Source organism: Nocardioides carbamazepini, from assembly GCF_024614185.1.
Lineage (GTDB): Bacteria > Actinomycetota > Actinomycetes > Propionibacteriales > Nocardioidaceae > Nocardioides > Nocardioides carbamazepini.
In genome coordinates, this window is the sequence record NZ_JAHTLF010000016.1 from 1,306,993 (window position 1) to 1,317,217 (window position 10,225).

The window sequence follows — 10,225 nt, forward strand, 5'->3', positions numbered from 1 at the left end:
GCAGGCCCAGCCGAATCAGAGGTCGAGCAGGTCCGCCGGCGTGATCGTCACCGTGAACGGCTCCGTGGCCGTCCAGGTCTCCTGGGCGGCCACGCGGGCCGTCTCGGTGTACCCGCCGTCGCGGAGGGTCCACACCGTCAGCTCCGGCTGCTCGGGGTCGATGGTCCAGTACGCCGGGCAGCCCGCCGCCGCGAGGATGTCCTTCTTCGGGCCGAGGTCGAAGGCCTTGGTGGAGGGCGAGTGCACCTCGACGGCGAGCAGCGGCGCGACGCGGAGTGCATCCTCGTCCAGGTCCGAGCGCCGGGTCACGATCAGGTCGGGCTCCAGGGACGTGTCGTCGCCGAACCGGACGTCGAAGGGCGCGAGCATGACCTGCAGTTCCGGCGGACGACCGGCCCGCAGGAGGGAGTAGAGCGAGCCGACAATCAGCTGGTGGCGTCGGGTCGGCGCGCCCATGACCAGCAAAATCCCCTGGAGCAGCTCATAGCGGCAGTCGCTCTCCGGCAGCGCGTCGAGATCCTCGAGCGTGTACGGACCGACGCGCACGAGCACGTCGCCGGGCTCGACGATCATGGCCGGCGGTCGGACGATGGTCATGACTCCCATGGTGCCTCCTGTTCTCCATGACGACCAGCGTGCACGAGCCCCACGACATGCGGGCCGGTCATCCACAGGGCTCAGCCGGTCCAGCGCAACGCCCTCCCGTGGCCGTGGGTCTGTGCCACCATCCGCCCGTCGATCCCGAGCACGAACGTCGGGTGCTCCTCGGGGATCGGCGGCCCGGTGGCGGTGACGGAGGGCAGCACCCGCTTGCCCTCGTTGCTCACCCAGTGGCACCGCCCGTCGCCGACGAGGTCGCGGATGAGCGCGTCGAAGTCGGCCCGGCGCGGCGGCGGGAGATAGGCGATGACGGCGCTGTGGAAGACGACGACCGTCCCGTGCTCGGCGGCCCGTTCGACCGCGGCGGGCAGCTCCTCGACCAGGTCGCCGCGGACGATGGCGGGCGGGTCCTGCCGGGCGATCTCGATCGCGCGGACCAGGTGGTCCCGGCGGTCGTCCTGCTCGGGCCAGACCAGGGTCTGCAGCCAGTCCGTCTCGTCGGGGTCGGTGACGTCGACCGGGTGGAGGTCGATGCCGCCGCGCCAGGCGATCTCGGGCAGCCGGTCCGGCAGTGGAGCGGGACCCTTGACCCGGCAGGGCAGCAGTGGGTCGTCGCCGAGGACGACGTCGCCGGCGTCGGTGGTCCACCGGTAGCCCCAGCGGTCGGGGTAGAGGCACAGCCCGGCCGAGGTGCCGACCTCCAGGAGCGCCAGCGGCCCGTCGAACCGGGCGAACGCCGGCACCAGGGTCGCGAGCCGGCCCACCTCGTTGGTCTGCGTGGCCCGGGTCAGGATCGTGGCGCGGAGCGGACCGGTGTCGCCGAGCAGCGCGGCGCGCAGGGCGTCGTACGGGCCGGGGGCGGGTACGCCGTGGTGCCGGGCCGCGGCGAACACCAGGTTCGGCTGCTGCTTGATGTCCGGCAGGGTCCGGATCCACGCGAGCACCTCGGAGTCGTCGGCCACGGCGGCCGCCCACGCCGCGAAGGTGGGGGAGTCCGCCGCCTCGGCGGCGAACCGGCGGTAGGACTCGACCACCTCGGCGTACGGCTCCACGGGCGGGCCGGACCTCAGATGCGCGGCACGATGTCGCCGAGCAGCGCGCCCATCCGGGTGGCGGCCAGGCGTCCGGCCTCGAGCACCTCGGCGTGGTTGAGCGGCTCGCCGCTCAGGCCGGCGGCGAGGTTGGTCACCAGGCTGATCCCGAGGATCTCCATGCCCGCCTCGCGGGCGGCGATCGCCTCGAGGGTGGTGCTCATGCCGACCAGATGGCCGCCGAGGATGCCTGCCATCCGCACCTCGGCCGGGGTCTCGTAGTGAGGGCCGGTGAACTGGACGTAGACGCCTTCGTCGAGGCTCGGCTCGACCTCGCGGCACAGCTCGCGCAGCCGCGAGGAGTAGAGGTCGGTGAGGTCGACGAAGTTCGCGCCGACGATCGGCGACTGGCCGGTCAGGTTGATGTGGTCGCTGATCAGCACCGGCGTGCCGGGCGTCCAGGTCTCCTTGAGCCCGCCGCAGCCGTTGGTCAGCACGATCGCTCGACAGCCCGCCGCAGCCGCCGTGCGCACGCCGTGGACGACTGCGGCGACCCCGCGGCCCTCGTAGTAGTGGGTGCGGCTGAGGAACACCAGCAGGTGCCGGTCGGGCGCGCCGTCCTGGCCGGGGATCCGGATCGAGCGGATCTTGCCGGAGTGGCCCTGCACGGCCGAGGCGGCGAAGCCGGGCAGCGACGTCACGTCGAGCTCCGTGGTGTTCGCGCCCCCCGCCCCGTCGAGTGCGTCGGCGGCCGGCAGCCAGCCGGAGCCGAGCACGAGCGCGACGTCGTGGCGGGCGACGCCGGTGAGCTCGGCGAGGCGGACGGCGGCCTCTTCGGCCAGTGCATACGGCGTGGGGGACTCGGTCACGCGCAGAGCCTACTCATCACCAGGCGGCGACGACGGACTCCGGCACGTAGCCGTGGCGCACCCGCTGCGGGTGGTTGCCGACCGGGAGGTAGGCGAGCTCCTCGCGGGTGTCGGTGGACAGGACGGCGACGGCGTCGTTGTCCGACAGGGACACCCAGCAGGTCTCGTTGAGGCCCTCGGTCGTCCAGTAGGGCTTGCCGTACTCGTGGCCCGTCGTCCGCTCGTCGAAGTACGTCGCCTCGCCGGTCTCGGCGTCGACCAGCGCGGCGTACCCGTCCATCGTGCCCGCCGCGCACAGCGTCTCACCGTCGGCACTGATCGACAGCCCGTGGTGGGCGGAGTCGTTGACGTAGGCCTCGCGGAGCAGGTTCGGGACCCGGTTCTCGAGCTGGACCACGTCGAGCACGGCCCCGGTGGCGGGCTCGGCGATGCCGTCGAGCGTGTAGTCGCTGGTGCCGTTGAGGTCGGCCGCCTCGGTGTCGAAGACGACGTACCCGTGCAGGAAGGACACCTGGAGGTAGAGGAGGCGGCCGTCGGGGTGCACGGCCACCGGCCGGACCGCGGCGCTCATGCCGGGGTGGCCGGCCTCCTCGAGCTCGTGCGCCAGGTCCCAGCGCTCCAGCACCTCGAAGTCGTCGGCCGCGACGTACTGCAGCCAGCGGTCGCCCTTGACCGCGCTCTCGAGCTCGGCCCACGGCAGCCGGCCGAGCAGGCGGTCGAGGCCGAGGCGGCTGAGCCCGAGCCGGTTCAGGGGCAGTCCGAGGAGCTCCCCGTCGCGGGGGTCGAGGTCGTCGAGGGGCGTGTAGACCCGGCCGATGGAGGCGTGCAGGATGCGCTCGCCGTCCTCGGTGTAGTTGCTCTCGTGGGGTGTCTCACCCGTGGGGAAGATGCGCAGCCGGTCGCCGAGCCGGACGACCTTCCCGCCGGGAAGCGTCTCGTCGACCATGGCGTACTCGATGACCTGGCGCTTCGTGGAGTCGGAGACGAGGAGCCGGCGCCCGTCGTTGGAGACCTGCATGTGGTCGGTGCGGAAGCCGTCCATCTGCTGCTCGCGCACGATCGAGTCGGTCCGCCCCGCGGTCGCCTTCGCGATGTCGATCCACACGACGTCGGCGAAGCTCGGCCGGGAGACGGCGAGGTACTTCCCGTCCATCGTCGTGAACATGTCGTCGACGTACTGGTTGTGTCCCTGGCCCGGACCGGCGTTGATCGCGAGGTAGAACACCGTCGCGACCGGGCTCTTGAAGATGTCGAGCGTCTCCTGGGTCTTGTCCGGGATCAGGTTGACGCCCCGTTTGAGCACCTCGAGGGAGTCCGCGTCGACGATGCTCGCCGTGCCGTCCCAGTTGTTGCCGACCCACATGACCGAGCGCAGTCCGGGGTCGGCCGGCCGGACGGCGATCGGCAGGTCGCGGGCGTCGTCGGGCGGCACGTCGCGCTCGGTGACCCGGACCTCGCCGCACGCCGCGAGGGCGGCGACGGCGATGCTGCCGAGGGTGGCGGTGAGGACGCGGGCGAACCGGGAGTGCGGGCGCATAACGTGACAACGAGTCAGGTTTCCGCGGGGTCACGCTCCCGCCGGCACCTCGTCGAGCGGATCATCACCAGGGGTCAGAGCCCCGTGGAGCGGCAGGCGCGGTTGCGCAGCCCGGTGACGTAGTCCGCCGGCGCGTCCGCGGCCTCCGCGGCGTCGGCGATCACCCCGAGGTACGACGCCGACGGCAGCCCGCCCTCGTACGCGTCGAGCACATAGGTCCAGGCGACCACCTCGCCGGCCATGGTGGAGATCCGCACCTTGGTCCTGCGGTAGAGCCCCGAGTCGGCCGACTCCCACTGGTCGAGGTTCGGCTCGTCCAGCGGGCTGACGTCGTAGACGGCGACGAAGACGGCGCTCATCGGGTCCGGCGCGATGGTCGCCAGGGCGCCGTCCCAGCCGTGCTCCTCGCCACCGAAGGTGAGCCGCCAGCCGGTCAGCCAGCCGGTGGTCTGCAGCGGCGAGTGCGGACACCGCTCGCCCATCCGCTGGGGGTCGAGGTTGGTGCCGTAGGCGGCGTACGACGTCACGGGCTCAGGTTAGTCGGACCTTCACCACCGTGGGATGTCGCTAGGCCGTGAGACACGGCCTAGACCTTCGCCAGGATCCCCGCGTCGACGGGAAGCGCCACGCCGGTGATGTAGCGGGCCTCGTCGGAGGCGAGGAACAGGACCGCGTTGGCGACATCGCTCGACTCGACCCACGGCACCGGCAGCGCGTTGGTGGCGGTGGACACCTCGACGATGTCGTCGCGTCCCGGGGCCGCCAGGTCCGGCCGGAACATGCGGAAGATCTCGTCGTTCATGATCATGGGCGTGTCCACCTGCGTCGGGTTCACGCTGTTGACGCGGATCCAGTGCGGCGCCAGCTCGTTCGCGAAGCTCCGCATCAGGCCCGTCACGCCATGCTTCGCCGCCACGTAGTGCGCGAGGTTCGGCGTCCCCTGGAGCCCCGCGGCCGAGCTGGTCAGCACGATCGAGCCACCGCGCCGGCCCGCCACGAGATGGGGGACGGCGGCCTTGATGGTGTGCCAGGTGCCCGTGAGGTTGATGTCGATCATCTCCTGCCAGGCGGCCTCGGAGATCTCGTGCCCGGCCGCATAGCTGGCGATGCCTGCGTTGGCGACCACGATGTCGAGCCCGCCCAGCGCGTCGATCCCGCCCGCGAGCTCGCGGGCGAGAAGGTCGAAGTCGCGGACGTCGACCTGCGCGGCATGGATCCGGCCGCCCGCCGCGCGCACGAGCGCACAGGTCTCCTCGAGATCCTCCGGCGTCGACATGTCATAGCTGACCGAGGCGACCGGGGCGCAGATGTCGAAGGCGATGATCGATGCGCCCTCCTCGGCCAGCCGGATCGCGTGGGCGCGGCCCTGGCCACGACCAGCTCCGGTGATGAGCGCGATCTTCTGAGCGACACGGCCCATGGTGGTTCCTCCTACGGTCGACGGGTGCGTGGGGTGTGCTCGGGGCTCAGCGGACCCCGACGATCGCCTCGGCGATCGACAGGTAGCGGTCGAGCAGCGGGTCGAAGCTGAGCGGCGCGTCGGGCCGGTACCACGTCGCCACACCCGCGCACATCGACGCGATGGCGCGTCCCGCGTCGCCCGGGTAGGGGGTGTGGAAGACGCCGGCGTCGACGCCGCGTTCGATGATGCGGTCGAGCAGGGCCTGCAGCTCGTCGCGACGGTCGAGGTACTTGCGCCGGTTGCCGGACTCGAGGCTGCGCAGCTCGCTGGTCGACACGATGGCGCCCTTGCGTCGGTAGACGTGGAACAGCAGCATGCTCGACACGAGTGCGTCGAACTGCGCCCGCGGCTCGTCGGCGGCCTGGGCGACCGCGAAGCGACTGCGCTCGACCAGCTCGTCGACGATGACCATCATGAGGTCGAAGAGGATCTCCTGCTTCGACCTGTGGTGGTGATAGATGCCGGGCACCGACAGGCCGGAGCGGTCGGCGAGCTGGCGGGTGGTCGTCCCGTGGTAGCCCTTCTCGGCGAACGTGTCGAGCGCGGCAGCCAGGACGCGTGGCAGGTCCTGCTCGTGGTAGACCCGCCAGTCCTCGTAGGTGTCCGTCGGCAGGACCGTCGTGGAGGCGCCCGCGTCGCCGTTGCGCTTGCGGGCGAAGTCGATGAGCCACTGCAGGGCGTCGACGTCGTCGACCGCCCCCATGCTCGTGACCCGGCGCGGCGAGGTGCCCTGGAGGATGCGCTTCACCGGCACCTCCAGCCGCTTGCCCGTGCGGGTGCGGGGGAGGGCGGGGGCGAGGATGATCTCGTCCGGGACGTGGCGGCGGGAGGTGCGCCCGGCGATGGTCTCGACGATGCGCGCGCGCAGGGCGGCCTCGTCCGTGCCGTCCTCGGCGACGACGAACAGCGGCATCCAGTAGCCGCCCTCGGACAGCTCGACGCCGACGACGAGGCTGTCGCGGATCTCCGGCAGGGACTCGAGGGCCTCGTAGATCTCGGCGCTGCCGAGCCGCACGCCGTTGCGGTTGAGGGTCGAGTCGGTCCGTCCGTGGATCAGCACGGTGCCGCGGTCGGTGACCGTGATCGAGTCGCCGTGGCGCCACACACCGGGGAAGACGTCGAAGTATGCGTCGCGGTAGCGCTCGCCCTCGGGGTCGTCCCAGAAGGCGATCGGCATCGACGGCATCGGCTGGGTGATGACCATCTCGCCGGTCTCGCCGTCCGGGAGACGCTGGCCCTTCTCGTCCCACACCTCCAACGCCACGCCCAGGGCGGTCCCGCTGATCTCCCCGTCGTAGACGGGGAGGTTGGGGGCGCTGGCCACGAAGATGCCGACGATGTCGGTGCCACCGCTCATCGAGCCGACCTGGAGGTCGCTGCGCACGTGGTCGCGGACCCAGTGGTTGCTGCTGGCCGGCAGGACCGACCCGGTCACCCCGATCAGCTCGAGCGTCGACAGGTCCAGATCGCGGCCGGGCTCGAGCCCGTCGCGGGCACTCGCCTGGAGGTAGCCGGGGCTGGTGCCGAAGACCGTCACCCCGAGGTCCTGGACGACCCGCCAGAGCAGCCCGGTGTCCGGATGGGTCGCGCTGCCGTCGAAGAGCACGATGGTCGCACCGTGGAGCAGCCCGCAGATCTGGGCGTTCCACATCATCCAGTTGGGCGTGGTGAACCAGAAGAAGACGTCGGCCTCGTCGACGCCCATGTGGAAGCCGGGGGAGACCAGCTGCTCGAGGAGAGCGCCGCCGTGCCCGTGCACGATGCCCTTGGGCCGACCGGTGGTCCCCGAGGTGAACAGCACCCACAGCGGGTGGTCGAAGGGTACGTCGACCGGGGTCGTCACGGGCTTGCTGAACCGCTGGAGCTGCTCCCACGCCACGTCGCAGGGCGTGGTGTCGTCCCGGCGCACGCCCCCGGTCTCGATCGAGACGACCAGCATGTCGACGGGCAGCAGCACGCGCAGCTCGGCAACGGCGTCCCGGCGGTCCTGCTGCTCGCCCTTGAACAGGTAGCCCGTGCCGGCGATGAAGACGGTCGGGTCGAGCTGGCCCAGGCGGTCCATCGCGGCGGGCGGCGCGTAGTCCATCCCGGTCTGCGACCAGACGGCACCCAGCGTCGCGGACGCGAGGAAGGCGACCACTCCCTCGATGCAGTTGGGCAGGTACGCGACCACCCGGTCGCCCTGGCCGATGCCCCGGTCGGCGAGAGCGCCGGCGACCGCGGCGACCCGCTCGCGGAGCTGACCGAAGGTGATCGACTCGCGATGTCCGTCGTCCCGAACCAGGATGATCGCCTCGCGCTCGGCCGCGCCGTGCTTGAGCATCTCCCGCGCGAAGTTCAGCGTGGCGCCGTGGAACCACCGGGCCCCCGGCATCTCCCGGGACGACAGCACCTCGGTGGCCTCGGTGGCGAAGTCGACCCCGAAGTAGTCGGCGACCGCCCGCCAGAAGAGCGCGGGCTCGGCGGCGGACCACGCCTGCAGCTCGCGGAAGTCACGCGGGTCGTCGAGCTCGACGATGCCCTCCGAGCCGAGCCAGCGAGCGAAGTCGACCACCCGGGAGCTGTCGATCTGGGCGTCTGTGGGCAGCCAGGCCGCCTCGACAGTCACGGTTGCGTAACCCCTCTCCATTGCCACATCTGCTCGTGCGCTGGTCATCGGCGGTTCGGCAGCAGTGACCCGCGGGTGATCACGACGTCGATCGCAACAGCAAGGATAAGGACCCCGCCGGTCGCGAAGCTCTGCACTTCGGTGGACATGCCCAGGAGCTGGACGCCGTTGTTGATCGACCCGATCACGAGCGCGCCCAGCAGGGCGGCCCACACGGTTCCGCGGCCGCCGAACAGGCTCACGCCGCCCACGACGGCGGCCGCGATCGCGTTGAGCATCAGCGGCCCTCCGCCGGAGGAGTTGGAGACGGCGAGCAGCCGCGACGCCTCGACCATGCCCGCGACCGCGGCGCAGACGCCGAGGACGAGGAAGGAGTAGACCACCATGCGGGAGACGGGGATGCCGGCTCGCTGCGCGGCCTCCCGGTTGCCGCCGACCGCGTACAGGTGCGTCCCGTAGCGGGTCCGGCCGGTGAAGTACGCCGCGATCAGCAGCATCCCGACCAGGATCAGCACGGGCAGGGGCAGACCCGGGCCCTCGCTCAGGATCGCGACCGCTCCGAAGATGACCACACCGCTGACGACCGCCGGCACGCCGACGGACAGCAGCGCGGACGAGTCGGCGTCGGAGCCGCGCTCGCGGTGGCCGAGGTAGCGGGTCGCGCAGAAGATCAGCCAGCCCACCGCCCCGAGGGCCAGGCTCCACCCGGGCGGGAGGTAGGTGGACGAGATCCTGGCGTAGTCGGTGCCGGCCACGTTGATCGCGAACTCGGGCGGCAGCACGACGAGCAGGAGGCCCTGCAGGATGACCATGCCGCCGAGAGTGACGATCAGCGACGGCACGCCGAAGATGACCGCGAGCACCTCGGCCAGGACGAAGACCACCCCGACGGCGACCCCGCCGAGAATGGCCAGCCACAGCGGCCACTCGCTCTTGATCGCGAGCTGCGCGGTGACCGTGGCGCACACGCCGGAGAGCATCGCGGACGACAGGTCGATCTCACCGACCAGCAGCACGAAGACGACGCCCAGCGCGAGGATCGCGGTCGTCACGATCTGGAGGGTCAGGGTGGTGATGTTCCCCGAGGTCAGGAAGGCCGAGTTCTGGGAGTAGAAGTACAGCCAGATCAGCCCCAGGACCAGCAGCACCGGAATGCTGCGGTACTTGCCGCCGAGAGCCTCGACCATGCGCGAGAGCATCGGGGTGCCGGGCTCGCTCGGGGCGGTCGGCGGGACGGTCTGGACGTGCTGGGTGCTCATCGGATGCCCTCGACGGTGAGCGGAGCCTCGTGGGCTCCGGTGATGGCGGCGATCAGGTCGCTGGAGGAGTAGTCGCCGCGCTCGAACTCGGCGACCTTGCGGCCCAGCCGCATGACGACGACCCGGTCGGCGACCTCCTGCACGTCCTTGAGGTCGTGGGAGATCACGAGCACGCCGCGGTCCTGGGACTTGAGGCGGAGGATCAGGTCGAGCACCTCGGCGCGCTGCGAGACGCCCAGCGCCGCGGTGGGCTCGTCCAGCAGGACCAGGCTCGGGTCCGAGATGAGCGCCCGGCAGATCGCGATGCCCTGCCGCTGCCCGCCCGACAGTCCGCCCACGGGTGTGGTGAGCGAGCGCAGCTTGACGGCCAGGCTGTCGAGCACCTTGCGGGCCTCGCTCTCCATGCGGTGGCGGCTCACCGGGCGGCCGCGCAGGAGGCCCCCGGTGATCTCCTGCCCCAGGAAGAGGTTGCGGACCGCGTCGAGGTTGTCGCACAGCGACAGGTCCTGGTGGACGGTGTGGATCCCCGCGTGCTGCGCCGCCCGCGGTGTGTCGAGGCGCACCGCCTCGCGGCGTACCCGGATCGTGCCCGAGTCGGGGTGCTCCACCCCCGAGATGACCTTGATGAGCGTCGACTTGCCGGCTCCGTTGTCGCCCACCAGGGCGACGACCTCTCCGCGGTGGAGCTCGAGGTCGACCTCGTGGAGCGCGCGCACTCCGCCGAAGTACTTCGAGACCTGGCTCAGCTCGAGAAGCAGCTCACCGGGCTCGGCGGTGGGGATGAAGGTGGCGTCCGCCACGACGTCGGGCATGGGTTTCCCTCCTAGGGGTGGGGTGTGGCCGCCGGACGGGCGGCCAC

General features: G+C 71.3%; 9 protein-coding genes. All 9 read right to left on the reverse strand.

The features are described 5' to 3' along the window. Positions 1-15 precede the first annotated feature (15 nt). Complete coding sequence (locus tag KVF89_RS18670) at positions 16-597, reverse strand: Uma2 family endonuclease (RefSeq protein ID WP_257427596.1); 582 nt, start codon at positions 595-597, stop codon at positions 16-18. Positions 598-677: 80 nt separating this feature from the next. Further along, the gene (locus KVF89_RS18675) at positions 678-1,652 is read right to left on the reverse strand and encodes a DUF2332 domain-containing protein (RefSeq protein ID WP_257427597.1); all 975 of its coding nucleotides are present in this window, start codon (positions 1,650-1,652) and stop codon (positions 678-680) included. 14 nt (positions 1,653-1,666) lie between these two features. Then, entirely contained in the window at positions 1,667-2,506 is an 840-nt protein-coding gene (locus tag KVF89_RS18680; RefSeq protein WP_443690003.1) for a purine-nucleoside phosphorylase, read from the reverse strand. Between the two features lie 10 nt (positions 2,507-2,516). Further along, positions 2,517-4,037 carry a YncE family protein gene (locus KVF89_RS18685; protein WP_257427599.1) on the reverse strand — a complete coding sequence of 507 codons (1,521 nt, stop codon included), beginning with the start codon at positions 4,035-4,037 and terminating at the stop codon, positions 2,517-2,519. Between the two features lie 74 nt (positions 4,038-4,111). Then, on the reverse strand, positions 4,112-4,564 hold the full coding sequence (locus tag KVF89_RS18690; protein WP_257427600.1) for a gamma-glutamylcyclotransferase family protein: 453 nt from the start codon (positions 4,562-4,564) through the stop codon (positions 4,112-4,114). Positions 4,565-4,623: 59 nt separating this feature from the next. Next, entirely contained in the window at positions 4,624-5,457 is an 834-nt protein-coding gene (locus KVF89_RS18695; protein ID WP_257427601.1) for a mycofactocin-coupled SDR family oxidoreductase, read from the reverse strand. Positions 5,458-5,503: 46 nt separating this feature from the next. Beyond that, positions 5,504-8,107 carry an acetoacetate--CoA ligase gene (locus KVF89_RS18700; protein ID WP_257427602.1) on the reverse strand — a complete coding sequence of 868 codons (2,604 nt, stop codon included), beginning with the start codon at positions 8,105-8,107 and terminating at the stop codon, positions 5,504-5,506. A 44-nt stretch (positions 8,108-8,151) separates the two neighbouring features. Then, the gene (locus KVF89_RS18705; RefSeq protein ID WP_257427603.1) at positions 8,152-9,366 is read right to left on the reverse strand and encodes a sugar ABC transporter permease; all 1,215 of its coding nucleotides are present in this window, start codon (positions 9,364-9,366) and stop codon (positions 8,152-8,154) included. Next, positions 9,363-10,178, reverse strand: coding sequence for an ATP-binding cassette domain-containing protein (locus KVF89_RS18710; protein ID WP_257427604.1), 816 nt, complete (start codon positions 10,176-10,178; stop codon positions 9,363-9,365). Before KVF89_RS18710 ends, KVF89_RS18705 begins: the two co-directional genes overlap by 4 nt. Between the last annotated feature and the right edge of the window lie 47 nt (positions 10,179-10,225).

Excerpts from the sequence above, each read along its gene's own strand:
- KVF89_RS18710 (WP_257427604.1), bottom strand. The coding sequence starts at position 10,178 with ATGCCCGACGTCGTGGCGGACGCCACCTTCATCCCCACCGCCGAGCCC.
- KVF89_RS18695 (WP_257427601.1), bottom strand. The coding sequence starts at position 5,457 with ATGGGCCGTGTCGCTCAGAAGATCGCGCTCATCACCGGAGCTGGTCGT.
- KVF89_RS18705 (WP_257427603.1), bottom strand. The coding sequence starts at position 9,366 with ATGAGCACCCAGCACGTCCAGACCGTCCCGCCGACCGCCCCGAGCGAG.
- KVF89_RS18670 (WP_257427596.1), bottom strand. The coding sequence starts at position 597 with ATGACCATCGTCCGACCGCCGGCCATGATCGTCGAGCCCGGCGACGTG.
- KVF89_RS18685 (WP_257427599.1), bottom strand. The coding sequence starts at position 4,037 with ATGCGCCCGCACTCCCGGTTCGCCCGCGTCCTCACCGCCACCCTCGGC.